Annotated in this window: 16 protein-coding genes and 1 pseudogene; 14 read left to right on the forward strand and 3 right to left on the reverse strand. The window is 35.7% G+C overall.

Annotated elements, in window-relative coordinates; genetic code table 11:
- Window positions 1–2 precede the first annotated feature (2 nt).
- From LEM02_RS03740 to LEM02_RS03805, 14 genes are all read left to right on the forward strand, one after another.
- Window positions 3–188 carry a hypothetical protein gene (locus tag LEM02_RS03740; RefSeq protein WP_174517025.1) on the forward strand — a complete coding sequence of 62 codons (186 nt, stop codon included), beginning with the start codon at window positions 3–5 and terminating at the stop codon, window positions 186–188.
- A complete protein-coding gene (locus LEM02_RS03745) occupies window positions 185–1,660 on the forward strand; it encodes a coiled-coil domain-containing protein (RefSeq protein ID WP_226079825.1) in 1,476 nt (491 codons plus the stop codon). Before LEM02_RS03740 ends, LEM02_RS03745 begins: the two co-directional genes overlap by 4 nt.
- A gap of 6 nt (window positions 1,661–1,666) precedes the next feature.
- A complete protein-coding gene (locus tag LEM02_RS03750) occupies window positions 1,667–2,224 on the forward strand; it encodes a hypothetical protein (RefSeq protein WP_226079826.1) in 558 nt (185 codons plus the stop codon).
- Window positions 2,225–2,239: 15 nt separating this feature from the next.
- Window positions 2,240–3,421, forward strand: a complete 1,182-nt coding sequence (locus LEM02_RS03755; protein ID WP_226079827.1) for a phage tail sheath subtilisin-like domain-containing protein — start codon at window positions 2,240–2,242, stop codon at window positions 3,419–3,421.
- An 11-nt stretch (window positions 3,422–3,432) separates the two neighbouring features.
- Window positions 3,433–3,939: a phage major tail tube protein gene (locus tag LEM02_RS03760; RefSeq protein WP_226079828.1), complete on the forward strand. Its 507-nt coding sequence runs from the start codon at window positions 3,433–3,435 to the stop codon at window positions 3,937–3,939.
- A 23-nt stretch (window positions 3,940–3,962) separates the two neighbouring features.
- Window positions 3,963–4,220, forward strand: a complete 258-nt coding sequence (locus LEM02_RS03765) for a phage tail assembly protein (protein WP_226079829.1) — start codon at window positions 3,963–3,965, stop codon at window positions 4,218–4,220.
- A gap of 109 nt (window positions 4,221–4,329) precedes the next feature.
- Entirely contained in the window at window positions 4,330–6,747 is a 2,418-nt protein-coding gene (locus LEM02_RS03770; RefSeq protein WP_226079830.1) for a phage tail tape measure protein, read from the forward strand.
- The gene (locus tag LEM02_RS03775) at window positions 6,748–7,086 is read left to right on the forward strand and encodes a phage tail protein (protein WP_226079831.1); all 339 of its coding nucleotides are present in this window, start codon (window positions 6,748–6,750) and stop codon (window positions 7,084–7,086) included. It abuts the gene before it with no gap.
- Window positions 7,083–7,289, forward strand: a complete 207-nt coding sequence (locus LEM02_RS03780) for a tail protein X (RefSeq protein ID WP_226079832.1) — start codon at window positions 7,083–7,085, stop codon at window positions 7,287–7,289. Before LEM02_RS03775 ends, LEM02_RS03780 begins: the two co-directional genes overlap by 4 nt.
- Window positions 7,289–8,242 carry a phage late control D family protein gene (locus LEM02_RS03785; RefSeq protein ID WP_226079834.1) on the forward strand — a complete coding sequence of 318 codons (954 nt, stop codon included), beginning with the start codon at window positions 7,289–7,291 and terminating at the stop codon, window positions 8,240–8,242. Before LEM02_RS03780 ends, LEM02_RS03785 begins: the two co-directional genes overlap by 1 nt.
- A 25-nt stretch (window positions 8,243–8,267) precedes the next feature.
- A complete protein-coding gene (locus LEM02_RS03790) occupies window positions 8,268–8,912 on the forward strand; it encodes an ankyrin repeat domain-containing protein (protein WP_226079836.1) in 645 nt (214 codons plus the stop codon).
- A gap of 56 nt (window positions 8,913–8,968) precedes the next feature.
- On the forward strand, window positions 8,969–9,190 hold the full coding sequence (locus LEM02_RS03795) for a hypothetical protein (RefSeq protein ID WP_226079838.1): 222 nt from the start codon (window positions 8,969–8,971) through the stop codon (window positions 9,188–9,190).
- 15 nt (window positions 9,191–9,205) lie between these two features.
- Window positions 9,206–10,126: a patatin-like phospholipase family protein gene (locus LEM02_RS03800; RefSeq protein WP_226079840.1), complete on the forward strand. Its 921-nt coding sequence runs from the start codon at window positions 9,206–9,208 to the stop codon at window positions 10,124–10,126.
- Window positions 10,127–10,129: 3 nt separating this feature from the next.
- Complete coding sequence (locus tag LEM02_RS03805; RefSeq protein ID WP_226079842.1) at window positions 10,130–10,711, forward strand: hypothetical protein; 582 nt, start codon at window positions 10,130–10,132, stop codon at window positions 10,709–10,711.
- An 81-nt stretch (window positions 10,712–10,792) separates the two neighbouring features.
- Here LEM02_RS03805 and wmk (LEM02_RS03810) read toward each other — a convergent pair whose 3' ends face one another.
- The 3 genes and pseudogenes from wmk (LEM02_RS03810) to LEM02_RS03820 form a co-directional block, all read right to left on the reverse strand.
- Window positions 10,793–11,785 (reverse strand): WO male-killing family protein Wmk, encoded by a 993-nt coding sequence (wmk, locus tag LEM02_RS03810; RefSeq protein WP_226079844.1) that lies wholly within the window; start codon window positions 11,783–11,785, stop codon window positions 10,793–10,795.
- A 64-nt stretch (window positions 11,786–11,849) separates the two neighbouring features.
- A pseudogene (wmk, locus tag LEM02_RS03815) lies at window positions 11,850–12,681 on the reverse strand (WO male-killing family protein Wmk).
- A 325-nt stretch (window positions 12,682–13,006) separates the two neighbouring features.
- Window positions 13,007–14,314 (reverse strand): hypothetical protein, encoded by a 1,308-nt coding sequence (locus LEM02_RS03820; RefSeq protein WP_226079846.1) that lies wholly within the window; start codon window positions 14,312–14,314, stop codon window positions 13,007–13,009.
- Window positions 14,315–14,524 lie beyond the last annotated feature (210 nt).

Here is a 14,524-nt window from a genome sequence, read left to right on the forward strand (position 1 = left end):
AAATGACTTTTGATCAAACCAAACGAGGATATCCTTTGCCGCATCCAGAGAACATAGCTGTAGAAGATGTAGTACGTATTCGCAGAGCCATAGAAAAGATAGATGAAGATATGAGTGAAAGAGAAGATGAACTTAAAAATAATTTTGAACGATTTAGATTTGAAACTTTTTTGAATTTTTGGGAATGAAAGAAGCAATAGAAGCATTACAGCAAAGGATAAAGGATTTAGCAGCAAATAGCACGGCTGATCAACTGGCATATCTTGCAAAATCGCTGGAATTGATAGCAGATAAAAAAGCGATTGCTGACATTGTACAAATAACTGAAGTAAAAGAGATAATTGATGCACTACAGAGAAGGCTTAAAGATTTAGCAGGAAGTAGTACACCAGATCAACTAGCATATCTTGCTAAAGCACTGGAATCAATAATCGACAAAAGTGCGGTTTCTGAAATTGTACAGATGACAGATGGTAAGTTAAAAGAACTCTTGAGCGCTGCAAGGACGCACTTAAGTGACATAAATAGCAATAAGGAAAATTCAATATCTGCAATAACTGAAGCGAAAACAGATTCTGTCAATGAAATTAACAAGCTTAGGGATAATTCCTTAAATACTTTAAAAGCATCATCAGATTCTCATATATCGCTACTTGATACGAGAAAGAATGCCAATATTGCAGCAATAAATAGCATTAGTAATAGTCATAAAGATGGTCTTAAAGGTTTAGTAGAAGATTTTCGTGCTGTTAATAATGTACCATCTGGCTCATCAATTATTGGGGAAATAGAAACTCGTGATAACCAATTAAAAACATCCCTGATAAATGAGGTAAAAACTCGGAATGAACAGTTAAAAGTGTCGCTTACACAAGAAATAAGAAAGCGCAACATGGTTGAACCAGGGTCATTACCTTTCTTATTTGGTGTACTTGGCAGAAAAAATAATTATTTTGGCCACGGAACTTTTACGACAGAGCTTGGAAAGTGGAGTAGTGATATAACAAAAACCGACTATATGTTGCAATTACTAGCAGGTAGCCATACATACGATACAGATTACGTTAGTTTTTATCGGCCAAGACAACTAAGTTTTATAGAGGGAAGTAAAGGAACATTTATTTACGGAGAGTTATGCACAAAAAGTTTTTCGGGTAGTTATGATGAGATATACTATTACCCGTATGCTGCACTTGGAGTAGTATTTGTAAAAAATACAACCAATGTGAACATAAATAAAGCAATAGAATTTGTTGGATCATCGTATTCGAGTACGGAGTATGGGGGAGCAGGATTATTTGTGGGAACTCCTGATAACACTAATTCTAATAAATCAAGTATTTCAAAAATAGTATGGAAAAATGTTTACCAATACACGAGTTCTGATAGCAAGTTAGCCGGATCTGGTAATGTGGAGATTCCAGCAGGAAAAACAGTTGCAATATTACTTTACACATCATCTTATCTGTATTCCAGAACACAAGTTAGTCAAGGTATGCTTGCATCAAATTATGTACACAACTATGGTCAATTTATTCAGTGGGGGATTTATAACATACGTAGCAATGTTCTAACTACAGGACTTGAAGTAGATGTGGAGAGAACGCTAAAAGCTTGGCAATGTCCAGGATTATCTAACACGTATGAGATTTGGAGGTAACAAACAATGTCTATCTACATTAGATTTGAAAATGATAAACAAGTAGAAACAACAACACTTGAAAGCAAGCCAACTGAAAATGATTGGTATGAAGCACCAGAAGATTTTGATTGGCAAAAAAGCTATTGTTTAACAGAAGGAGGCAAAATTGCTCAGCGGAATCAAGAAGATATTGAATTGGAGTTACTACAAAATGCGAAGTTTTCTGCACTTTCTAATCTTCATGCTTATTATGATAACTATACTCACCAATACTCAGGATATTCTCATCAGAAGTCTAAGTCGTACGAAATACAAGCAAAAGCCGCAGAGAACATTTTAGCAGCACCAGAATCTATAGACAAAAAAGATGCAGAAATTATAGAGCCATTAGCAAAAGTCCGAGGAATTTCAGTAGTAGAAATGGCAAGAATAATTCAGGAAAAAGCAAAAAGAGCGAAAAAAGCAATAATCAAGTGCGAAGAATTGGTGGATATAGCTGAAAGGGAAATCGGTGAAGCTAAAAGTAAGGAAGAGCTGCAAACTTTGCTAGATAATTGTAAACAAAAAATGCAAGAAAGTTGAAAAGGGGAAAAAGAAATGACAGAACAGTTTCTACATGGAGTAAATGTTATCGAGGTTACCTCAGGAGCGAGGACAGTACGAACAGCTAAATCATCGGTAATTGGAGTAATTGGTACTGCACCTGATGCTGACGGGCAAAAGTTTCCACTAAATAAACCAATATTAATAGCAGGAAGCTTAAAAGAAGCAGCAAAACTTGGTCAATCTGGGACTTTGCCTTCAGCTATTAATGCAATTTTTTCCCAAATTGGTGCAACAGTAGTAGTTATTCGAGTTGAAGAAAGTGAAAACAGTGATACAAAGCTCAAAGAAAGTGAAGCTATTCAAAATATAATTGGTGGAGTTGATGAAGAGACTGGAAAATATCAGGGAATTCAAGCATTCCTCAGCAGTGAAAGCATAATACATGTTGCCCCAAGAATACTAATTGCACCTCAGTTTACTCATCAATTGCCTGAATCTGAAAATCCTAAAAACCCAGTAGTAGCAGCTTTGATAGGAGTAGCAGAAAAGCTAAGGGCAATAATAGTTGCAGATGGACCAAATACCAATGATGAAGAAGCCATAAAATGGAGAAAAAGTGTAGGTAGCTCAAGGGTTTATGTTGTTGACCCATGGATTAAGTTATTTATTGAAGGAAAAGAAGAAATCTTGCCAGCAAGCCCATTTGTAGCTGGTTTAATAGCAAAAGTAGATAGTGAACAAGGCTTTTGGCATTCACCTTCAAATAAAGAGATAAATGGTATTGTTGGAACAAACAGGCCTATTGATTTTACCCTTGGTGATGTAAATTGTAGAGCAAACCACTTAAATGAAAATGAAGTAACAACGATAATTCATCAAAATGGCTATAGGCTTTGGGGAAATAGAACATGTTCAAATGACTCGAAATGGGCTTTTCTATCAGTAAGGCGTACTGCAGATCTAATCAATGATAGTCTACTTCGGGCTCATCTATGGGCAGTTGATCGAAATATCACCAAAACTTATATAGATGATGTGATAGAGGGGGTGAATTCTTATCTTGCAAATTTAAAAGCACAAGGAGCGATTATCAGTGGAAAATGTTATGCAACTCCAGACTCGGCAAACATTGCAAGCGGGAAAGTGTACTTTGATTTTGAGTTTACGCCACCATATCCGGCTGAGCAAATAATATTCAGATCTCATCTTGTAAATAATAGTGTAATAAGTTAGGAGAAAGCGAAGTGTTACCAAAAATACTGAGAAATTTTAACGTATTTGTTGATGGTAGAGGCTATGCAGGAAAAATAGACGAAATAACCTTGCCGAAGCTTACCATAAAAACCGAAGAGTATCGTGCTGGTGGTATGGATATTCCAGTAAATATCGATATGGGGATGGAGAAACTTGAAGCAGATTTCACTTTTTCTGAATACGATACAGAGCTCTTTCGGCTATTTGGGTTGATAAATGGAAATTCGGTTTCTTTGACGCTAAGGGGCGGATTACAAGGCAGTGGTAGCAATGATATTGAAGGAGTAATTATCAACCTTAGGGGAATATTTAAAGAGTTTGATTTTGGTAGCTGGAAACCTGCTGAAAAAGCCACTCTCAAATGCACTGTAGCTGCCCATTATTATAAACTTACGATAGGTGGCAATGAGCTGATAGAGATCGACGCTGAAAATATGATTAGAAAGATAAATGGTATTGATCAGATGGCCTTGCTACAAACGATTTTAGGGATTTAATTTATTTATAGGAGAAAAAAAATATGAAAACAGTAAAACTTGATAACCCAATAACAGTAGAAGGAATTGAGGTTTCGGAATTAACTTTTAGACCAGTCAAAGTAAGGGACTGCCTTGCAATGGAACGTGGTGGTAGTAGTGATTTTGAAAAAGAAGTTGGATTAATAGCAAACCTTGCATCTGTGACAAAGGAAACAATTTGGGAGTTATATTTTGCAGACTACATGAAAATACAGGAAGCGTTGAAAGATTTTTTTCCATCGGTTACACAAAGAACTTAAGGCTAAATGTACTAATGCTCGGTTCTGTCGTAGGTGGCGGGATTGAGCATATTCTTGAAATGGAAATAGACGAATTTATTTTATGGGCCAAAGCTGCGGGAGAGTTTAAATGTCAACATTATCAGTAAAAATAGGAGCTATACTAGATGGTAGCTTTAATAGCGCAATGGCAGGAAGTAGTGCTCAACTTTCCCGTCTTGGGGGTACAATAAGGCAACTTGATGCATCGATGAAATCGGTATCAAAATTTAAGGAGTTAAGTAGTAACACATTGGTTGCCAAGAGATCCTGGAAAGGCTTAGAAGTGCAAGTAACGTCCTTGGCTAAGCAAATGAAAACAACAGAAAAGCCAAGTAAAGATTTAAAGGCTCAGTTTGATAAGGCTAAGGAATCGGCAATAAAGGCCAAAACAGCGTACTTACAGAAGAGAGACACTTTACATATGCTCAGTGAAGAATTTAAGAAAAGTGGAAAGAATATACAGTCTTTGATAAGAGATCAAGATAAACTTGGTGCTTCTGCAAACAGGCTGAGAAGTCAATATAGTAAATTAAACTCCGCCATCAAAAAACGGGACATGTTTTTGGGAAGAAAAGCGCACTTTAAATCGCAAATATTGGAGACGGCTGGACTTGCATTAACGCTTGCAGCGCCAATTAAAGTTGCGATTGATTATGAAAGTGTTATGGCTGATATCAGGGCAGTGATGAAATTTTCTAAAGAGAAGGAAGCCAATGATAGAGGATTTATGGAACTTGGCCAAGGAATAAAGGAGTTATCCCGTACAATACCACTATCGGCTGCAGAGTTAGCACAAATAACTACAAGTGGTGCTCGACTTGGTATTGAAGAAAAAAAAGATCTTCTAGAATTTACAGAAATAGTATCGAAAATGGCAGTAAATTTTGGTATGAGTGTAGAAGAAATAGGAAGTGCTGCTAGTAAACTTTATAGCATTTATGGAATGAGCTTAGAAGATCTAAAGGATCTGGGAAACCTGGCAAACCATATTGCAAGTAATACTACTGTTGAAGCAAAAGATCTGATGGCAGGAATGAATATAGCTAGTGGGGCGGCAAAACAGTTTGGTTTGAAGATTGAACAGACGGCTGGCTTAGTAAGTGCTTTCATTAGCTTAGGAAAGCAACCAAAAAAAGCAGCGGAAATGATAAATGCTGTGCTGGTTAAACTTCAAACAGCAAGGGAGCAAGGGGATGAATTTATAGGAACACTAGATGAAATCGGGATAGATATAGAAGAGCTTGAAGAGAACATCAAGAAAGACCCTCAAAAAGCACTACTAAGCTTTTTTGAAACTTTGGAAAAAATAGATAAAGATGAACGTCCTAATATTCTGTTAAAACTTTTTGGTCTTGGATCTCAAGATGAGGTAGCACTGATGCTTGGAAGCTTAGGTGAATGGAGAAATAAGATGAAGTTGTTAGCTAATGAAGAAGAACGTCAAAACTCATTGCAAGAGGAATTTAATGATCGTGTGAGTACAACAGCTAACCAATTGCGATTGCTGAAAAATTCAGTAGCAGAAGTAAGTATGAATCTGGGTTCAGTGATGTTACCTATTTTAAAACCTATAGCTGAAAAGTTGAAATGGGCAAGTGAAAATGTAGCTTCATTTGCAGAAAAATATCCTACTGTAACTAAAGTAATCATGGGTACCATAGCAGCACTAATAGGTCTTAAAGTTCTAGCAGTAGCTGGTGGTTATGCATTTTATTTGGCTAGAAGTAGCATGTCAACTTTCTCGATTATTTTGCATGGGGTACTGAAGCCTGCACTAATATCACTAGCGACATATGCTATTCCAGCAGTAATTACTGGACTGAGTGTTTTAAAAGCTACAACTTTGAGCTTAGCAACAAAAGCTTTTCCTTTACTATCATCAGTTCTACCTGCAGTGGTAACAGGACTCAGAGCAATAACACTTGCTGTAATCAGTAACCCTATAGGACTCTTAATTGCCGGACTTATCACAGGTGCAGCATTTATTATAACTAACTGGCAAAAGGTAAAAAACTTCTTCTCTAGCATCTGGGAGTACATAAAATCAATAATAAAGCCCATCGGAGAAATGTTTTCATGGCTGGGAAATACTGTTGGTAGCATATTTGGAAAGGTTGCCGAAAATAGCCCATTGAAAGAATTTGAAAAAAGAAAAAGTATTGTTGCTGAAATAAAAACAGTCCATACTCCGCTTAAGAGTGGCATTTTGAGCAATGGAAATCCTTTGTTGAATAATAGTATAATTAAAGAAATCTCCAAGAGAAACAAAAGCTTTATTGAGGAAAAGAAGTCTATAGAAGGTAATCAAGTTAATGAAATATTTGAAAAAAACAGATTTGAAAAGAAAGAGTCAAAAACATATAGCCAAATATTTCATCAAACATTCAATATAAATGTTAAAGCAGAGCCTAATCAAGACGCTCGTAGCATTGCAGATGCAGTGATGGAAAGGTTCAGAGAGCAAGCAAGAGGTGCTCTTTTTGACACGGTAGAGGAAATGTATTAAGTGTTACTTGGGCAATTTAAATTTGATCCAGTGAGCCTTAGGTATAGTAAAGAGCATAGGTGGCATACAATTGAATGTATCGAGAAAACATCACTGCAGAATATCGGCTCAGGTATTGAGAATATTGATTTAACAGGAGTGATTTATCCGCATCGTCAAAATGGCAGTTTAGAACAACTAAGGAATATGCGTGAGCCAAATGTTTTAGTCGATGGTTCAGGAAAGGTGTTAGGAAATTTTGTCGTTACTAATGTAGAAGAAAAACAAACATCATACTTTCCTTGTGGATTACCAAGAAAGGTAGAGTTTCAATTAAAGTTAAAAAGCTACAACAAGTGATTTACTATTTTACCAAGGATAAAGAAATGCTGGATTATATTTGTTGGAAGCATTATGGTTACAGTAGTGGAGCAGTGGAGGTGGTCTTAGAAAAAAATCCTGGACTTGCAGAGTATGGGAGCTTTCTACCAGCAGGACTGAAAATTAAGTTGCCTGAGATTCAAAAGATATCACAAAAGTCTGTCGTAAAAATTTTAGATTAATGAGGCCTGATTTTGATATAATAGCTGAGGATAACTCCATTGTAGAGAGGAGCAGCTTAATATCTCTGCGTATCATTGACGAATCTGGTACAATGAGTGATGAAGTTGAAATATGTCTTGAGCATGGAAATAATGAACTCCGGGGTAAGTTGGAAGTTTTTCTAGGATATAAAGAGACTGGGCTATTATCTATGGGTGTTTATATCGCAAGTGAAATCACAATACAAAGTCCACCACAAATCTTAAGAGTCAAGTGCTGTGCAGCAAATTTCAAAGGATCGCTGAAAGAAAAAACATCAAAAGAATGGAAAGAAATTACTTTAGGTGACTTAGTAAGAAAGATAGCAGAAAAGCACGGATATGAGGTGAAAATAGCACAAAAATTTGAAGATATATTTATATCGCATATTACCCAAACCGACGAAAGTGATATGAATTTTTTGAAAAGGATAGGAGATGAGCATGAAGCAACGGTAAAACCTATAGGAGGCCATATAATTTTTATTCCCAAAGGAGGAGGAAAATCAGCAACAGGAAAGGTTTTAGGCACAACATTACTGACACCCAAAGATGTGATAAATTGGAAAGTAAATTTTAATGTACGTAGTAAATATGGATCAGTTATAGCAAAATGGCACAGCTATGAAAGTGGAGAAACCATAGAAGAAAAAGTAGGCAATGAAGAACCAAGTTATCCGATATATAAGCTTTATCCTACTGCAGAATTAGCGATCAATGCAGCAAGTGCTAAGCTCAGACGATTAAAGCAAAATGAAGCAAAATTAAACATGACAATACCTGGCAATCCAGAGTTATTTGCAGAAGCTAAAATTAACTTATTAGGTTTTTGTCAAGAAATAGATGGAGAATGGGTAATAGAAAGGGCAGAGCATATTCTAGATAATAGGGGATATCAAACTATGATAGAAACGGTAATAAGCAGAATTAATTAAGAAAAATTCAACAAACAATTGCTATATGCGGTGTAAAGTATTGCAACAAAATATGCCAAGAAGAAATCACCGTTACCGTTATCAGCAGGACTACTATCATCATCAGGATTACTATTATCAACCATGTTGGATAGATTGGATAATTGTATCACTGATGCTTGGTGTTATTGCTATATTTATCATAGGTTACTTTATCTTTAACAGTGATAGAAAGGCTGAATTAGCAAATGCTGAAGCCACTAAGAACTATGAAAAAATAATATCGATTGCTGTTAAAAGTTGTGATTTCGAGGTTGTAAAATTTTTGATGGAAAGAAACTTAGTAAATATTCATCGAGGTTCCGGAAAAAGGTTATTGGGGTATGCTACAGAAAAAGAGTGCTTGGAAGTTGTGCAATTTTTAGTAGGAGGGAAAGTTAATATTAATTCTACAAGTGTCATTGAAATAGATAAAAGAACAGTTTTGCACTATGCTGCAGAACAAGGTAATTTAGAAATTGTCAAATTCTTGTTACAAAATGGTGCAAATCCAAATGCCAAAGAATTTAGGGAAAAAAAGCCAAGGGATTTAGCTGTTATAATGTTACGGCACAATAAAAATAATAAGCCTTACAGAGAAATCATAGACCTATTAACCGAAGCAGAAAAAAACTATAAGTTAGAAAAATAACAGCTAGCTTTATTTACAAAATTTCACCTAAAGATTTCATAATAAATTCACACTTTATGCAAAATCAAAAAATCCCAATTACAGTAATACTAACGATGTTAATACAGACGGTAGCGGCGATATGGTGGCTTGCCAAGCTAGATTTACGAGTACACATGCATGATAAATTTGTAGAACAAAACCAAGGACTAACAGAGATGGTTTATCGACTTGAAGAGAGAGTAAAAAACCTCACTGAAGAAGTCAACGAACTTGAAGCTATTCACAAACACAAATAACGACTGAATTTCACAATGACTAGATATATCTTGTCCGTTGACGGCGGAGGCATAAGGGGCATAATACCATCCATCATTCTAGCAGAAATAGAAAAAAGAGCAAAAAAACCGATAGCTGAAATCTTTGATCTTATGGCAGGAACCTCAACCGGTGGAATTGTTGTGGCTGGGTTATGCAAGAAAGATGATCAAGGAAAACATCAGTACTCTGCAAATGATTTAGTTGAGCTTTACCAGGAGTACGGAGCATATATTTTCAAGTCTTCATTTTTTAGGCGATCAATATTATCGTGGTTTAACTGTGCACAATACCCATATGAAAACATCGAGTCGATATTGGAGAAGTATTTTGGTGACGATATTCTAGAAAACACTTTAAGTAAGGTGTTGATTACAAGTTATGATATTCACAATAACTGTCCATTTTTTTTCAAAAGCTGGAAAGAAGACAGGAATTTTATCAAGTTGAAAGATGCACTCAGAGCCACAACAGCAGCCCCAACATACTTTGCACCTAAGTATTTAGAAATTAAGCAAGAGAAAAGAGTGTTAGTAGATGGAGGGGTGTTTGCCAATAACCCAGCGGCTTGTGCGTATGCAAATAGTAAAAAACTTTTCCCTAATGAAGAAATCGTTCTGGTGTCAATTGGTACAGGTAAACTCTCTAATCGAATAAAGTACAGGAAATTAGGGAAGATAGCTTGGATAAAGCCTTTACTAAATGTGATGTTTGCATCGAGCCTTGATGTAGTAAATTATCAGATGAGTAATGTAATGGACGACAGATACATCAGAATTCAATCACAACTGACAATAGCGTCGGCTGAGATGGATAATGTAACACCTAAAAATATTAAATTTCTACAGCAGGAGGCAAATGCAATGATAGAGGACAACCAGGAAGTAATAGATAGATTTTGCAATATTGAACTATAAACGATGCCAAGCAAACTAAAAAAATTATACCACAAAGCAAAGAAAGGTTTAAAAAACATAGTTTCGTCCAAAAAACATACTAAGGGGCAAGAAGCTAAAATTTCAAACGATAAGCCAAAACCGCTCTCTGAAATTGTGGCACTAGAACAGAAGACCTCTAAAGTAAAAAAAGATAAAAAAGGAATAAAAGAAAAAATAAAAAGCTTTAAAATAAAACCCGTAGAAAAAGAGCTGAAAAAGGGCAACGTGTTCAAAAAAGGCTTCAAAAAGCTAAAAGGAAAACTAAAAAAATTAAATCCCATAAAGGTTAAAAAAAATAAGATCATTGGAAGCAAGAAGTTAGCATTTTTACTAACATCTGCTACAATTGTGGCAATTTTACCAACATTCAGTCTAGCTCCTCTGCCAGCACTAGCAATAACTTCTGCATGTGTTTTCAGTATTAATTTTATAGCTGTGAAGACGTTAAAGAAAGTTATCAAACAACGCAAATTAGCAGTAAGATCAGAAGCTGAGCCAGAAAAACTAGAAGAGGTATCTGTTGAACAACCGAAATCTAAGCAAATTTTCAGAGGTGGTAAATAGATTTATTAAGTAAACAACTATCTTTACTTATATCTTAATACATTATTTCTGAGTACCTCTGTTTTTAATCCAGAATTCAAGTCAATTCATTTTTGGACACTCACCCAACTCATCAGCAGTTAGACCACTTGCTCGCACAATAATCTCAATCGCAATACCGGCCTTAACTAGATCTTTTGCAATCTTGATTTTCTCTGCTTTTTTAACCTTTTCTTTGTTAGTCTGCATACCTTCAGACAAAGGTCTAACTACCGCACCCACTATATCACGGGATTCCTGATCTTTGCATTCATCTATAAATCTCAATAGCTTGTTTTCTGCTTTACCATCCTCATCTTCATATTCTGTTAGTCCAAGAAATAGAGCTTTAATGTTAACTGACAATGCCTTTGCTATCTTATCTAATATTTCAATCTGAACGTCTGTGTATCCTTTTTCACAGTCGTGTATTTCCTTAGGTGTTGAACCGATTTTATTTGCCAAGTCCTCCTGAGTGTATCCCCGTATTAATCTCTGCTCTCTTATCCTTTTTCCCACTTTGTAGAGTGTAGAATCAGTACAAATTTCTTTCTCTGCATCATCATATTCGTAAATAGATAAGTGAGTCGCTTGAGAAATAATATCAACTGAAACTCCTTCTTTAACTAGGTTCTTTGCAACTTCTATTCTTACTTCTTCTTGACTAGTTTTTTCGCTAACATATATAAATCTTATTAATGGATAAAGCTTCTTGCGTAATTCCTGGTCCTTAATTTCTATATGTATTTTCGTTAGATAGACTATTTCTTCATCCTCATCTTCATACCAACTGTCTTCTTTTAGTTCTGTTGGTCCTGGAAGTAGATCTATGATACTAATTGATAATGCCCCTGCTATTCTATATAATTCTTCAATTGGAATAGGGCTATACCCCAGCTCATAGTTGTTTATTTCTTGGTACGTTGACCCAATCTTACTTGCTAACTCTCTCTGATTGTACCCTTGTATTAACCTGCAACTTTCTACTTTTTGTCCTATCTCGTAGTTTATAGAACCAACCGGGTTAAAATCGCTTTTTCTTACAGAAGTAAACATATATCCTCATCTACAGAAACAAACCTACATATACAGCACGCTAGACTATTTTACTATAAAAATTTTAACAGATAAACCAGCCGTTTGCGAGATCAGAAACCCCTTCTTTAACTAGACTCTTTGCAATTTTTTGCTTCTCTAACCTTTTCTTCGCAAACCCTTATGCCTTCAAATAAAGATTCTATTAGTATGCTGCGTAATTCTTGACTCTCAATCTTTTTGTATTCTTCTATTAAATTTGATAGCTCTACCTCACCTTCTGTCGATTCGGGAAGTAGATCTATGATACTAATTGATAATGCCTTTGCTATTTCATCTAATGTTTCAAGTGAAACAGCAGCTCGTCCTTGTTCATATTCGTATATTCCTTGGTTTGTTATCACCCCGATTTTATTCGCTAAATCTTCTTGGGTGTATCCTCGTCTCAACCTCCACTCTTTTATCCTTTGCCCTACCTTGTATGGAATTTTTTTCTCCTCATATTCACCAATAGATAAGCGCGAAACAGAAACTCCTTCTTTAACTAAACCCTTTGCCACTTTCACTGCTTTTCCACTACTTTCTTCATTAACCCGGATAAATTTTGTTAATAAGTAAAATATTTTGCGTAATTCTTGACTCTTAATCTCTTTATATCTTCTTGCTATCTCTTCTCCTTCAAGATAACTTTTTGATACTGCTTGTCCGGAAACTAGATCTTTAACACTAACTGATAATGCTTCTGCTATGGCATATAATTTTTTAATTGGAATTCTACGTCCACCTTTTTCGTATTGTAGTATTAGCCAGTACTTTACACCGATTTTATTCGCTAGATCCTTCTGAGTATATCCTTGCTTTAACCTACAATTTCTTACTTCTTGCCTTACTCTGTAGTTTATAGAATCAGGAGCCACTCTTTTTCACACGAACTTTAAAACAAATATATATCCTGTTCTAAAATTTTATTAAAGTTCTTCCTTAATTTTTAACTGCAAAAACTTCAAATCGTCCAAAAAAAGGTAAAGCAGGGAGGCCGGCCTTACCTTCAGGCTTATCTTAGAGCTTTTTTTATACTCTTTTATCCATTTACCTAATCCACTACTCTTGCTGTTCTCGCTCGTGACCCTTTAGCTAGCTTTAACTTTAAATTCTATTGTAAATTTTTTTCTACGTATACCCCCTACCTCCTTCTCCACTCTTTTTAAGTAACCGTTGTAAGTGGAGAAGGAATTCGGTTGTTTAACGTTCCACAGTGGTTGCTTTACTACCCCCATATACTCTATCCACCCACGACAATGTTTCAACTGCCTTTATTTCTTCTGTGGCCCTCTTTTCACTCCATATGCCACACCGTGTGAAACCTCCTTCTCTTATTGCCTTTTCGATCGTCTTTCCTCCTAACAGACAATTTTCCATTATTTCTCCTCCTTCTTCTTGCAATTTCTCCCACGTTTCTTTGTCTTCTACTATTACTTGTACTTGACCGTAATTTTCTGCATCGTGGCACAATCTAATTTTTAGCTCACCAAGGCTTGAATGAAGCGTCATTTGAAAATCGCTGTTATCTGATAGATCAACATAATTTCTTGTACCTCCTTTTTCGCTTCTTACTTCAATTTCCCCATTGTCTATTTTTATTATGTAACTTCCTGATTCTATCCAGCCTTTGTTTAGACCCAAATTGCTTGTACCTTCTATTACTTTCGCAGGCTCTACTCTACCACCAGAAAATTTCATATAAAATGTATCGTTGTCTATTTCTACCTCTTCTACGCTTTCTCCTTGAACAGCATTTTCACCAGCTTCTTTCAGCTTTTGAAGTCGCTCATTTATCTGCGGTTGAATATTTGGTTGCAGTTTGCTGTAAATTTCGCTTGCAAGTTTATCATTTAACAGATCGTAACCAAATGTTGCGCCTCTCAACATTAATGCACCCACAACCTTTTTCTGCTCATCTTTTGTGAATTGGTTCGAAAGTATTTTACACATCACGATATCAGCAAAACTACGCTGTCCATCATAATATGCATTCATCCTTACTCCTTTACCTATTGCTTGTTTTAAGGCTTCAACCACTTCATTTATGTTCTCTGCTTTTATTACTGCATCTTTAAACTGGTTCAACTTCTCATTTTCATCCCAACTTGGCTCTATCTTTTGCAGCGGTGAGATAAATGGATTTGATTTCCTTGAACGACCTTGTCTGCTATAATGATCATTAAATCCTTTTTCCGAGTTTCTTGGTTTGTCACGACCATCTTGAGGAGAAGGCTTTTTACTTTCAAGGTTCTTAGCCTTCTTATTAGTCGTTTTACTTGAAAAGGCAGACAACAGGTTTTTCTTTTCAGCAATAGCATCTAATATCTCCGCTAATTTGCTAAGATCATCGCCTGCAGGGATAGACTGCTGGCTTTTCTTAACAGTACGACCCATGCCTACAATAGCTTTAGATATGCTATTATCCTTCGACAATACATCAAGATCAATGTTTAATTCGTAAGTATTTCCCCCTTTATCATTAAAAGGTACAATTATTATGTTACTCATATTAGCCTCCGCTATTTAAAATACTTTCTAAGTTTACACCGAGCTTTATTACTTTATTGTTAACTAGATGTATGCTTTCTCATTAATTATAAGGGTAATTAATGTGTTTGCAAATATTTTCCTGTATTCAAAAGAACGACTTTTGAGACATCAAAAAGCTGCTCAGCACTTCCCAATAACGAATTTTTACTTCAAATTACCTTTGAGCAG

Origin of the sequence: Wolbachia endosymbiont of Tribolium confusum, assembly GCF_020405475.1 — a bacterium.
Taxonomy (GTDB): domain Bacteria; phylum Pseudomonadota; class Alphaproteobacteria; order Rickettsiales; family Anaplasmataceae; genus Wolbachia.

Coding starts and splice junctions, on each gene's coding strand:
- LEM02_RS03740 (WP_174517025.1), top strand. CDS start 3: ATGACTTTTGATCAAACCAAACGAGGATATCCTTTGCCGCATCCAGAG.
- LEM02_RS03745 (WP_226079825.1), top strand. CDS start 185: ATGAAAGAAGCAATAGAAGCATTACAGCAAAGGATAAAGGATTTAGCA.
- LEM02_RS03750 (WP_226079826.1), top strand. CDS start 1,667: ATGTCTATCTACATTAGATTTGAAAATGATAAACAAGTAGAAACAACA.
- LEM02_RS03755 (WP_226079827.1), top strand. CDS start 2,240: ATGACAGAACAGTTTCTACATGGAGTAAATGTTATCGAGGTTACCTCA.
- LEM02_RS03765 (WP_226079829.1), top strand. CDS start 3,963: ATGAAAACAGTAAAACTTGATAACCCAATAACAGTAGAAGGAATTGAG.
- LEM02_RS03770 (WP_226079830.1), top strand. CDS start 4,330: ATGTCAACATTATCAGTAAAAATAGGAGCTATACTAGATGGTAGCTTT.
- LEM02_RS03785 (WP_226079834.1), top strand. CDS start 7,289: ATGAGGCCTGATTTTGATATAATAGCTGAGGATAACTCCATTGTAGAG.
- LEM02_RS03790 (WP_226079836.1), top strand. CDS start 8,268: ATGCGGTGTAAAGTATTGCAACAAAATATGCCAAGAAGAAATCACCGT.
- LEM02_RS03795 (WP_226079838.1), top strand. CDS start 8,969: ATGCAAAATCAAAAAATCCCAATTACAGTAATACTAACGATGTTAATA.
- LEM02_RS03800 (WP_226079840.1), top strand. CDS start 9,206: ATGACTAGATATATCTTGTCCGTTGACGGCGGAGGCATAAGGGGCATA.
- LEM02_RS03805 (WP_226079842.1), top strand. CDS start 10,130: ATGCCAAGCAAACTAAAAAAATTATACCACAAAGCAAAGAAAGGTTTA.
- wmk (WP_226079844.1), bottom strand. CDS start 11,785: ATGTTTACTTCTGTAAGAAAAAGCGATTTTAACCCGGTTGGTTCTATA.
- LEM02_RS03820 (WP_226079846.1), bottom strand. CDS start 14,314: ATGAGTAACATAATAATTGTACCTTTTAATGATAAAGGGGGAAATACT.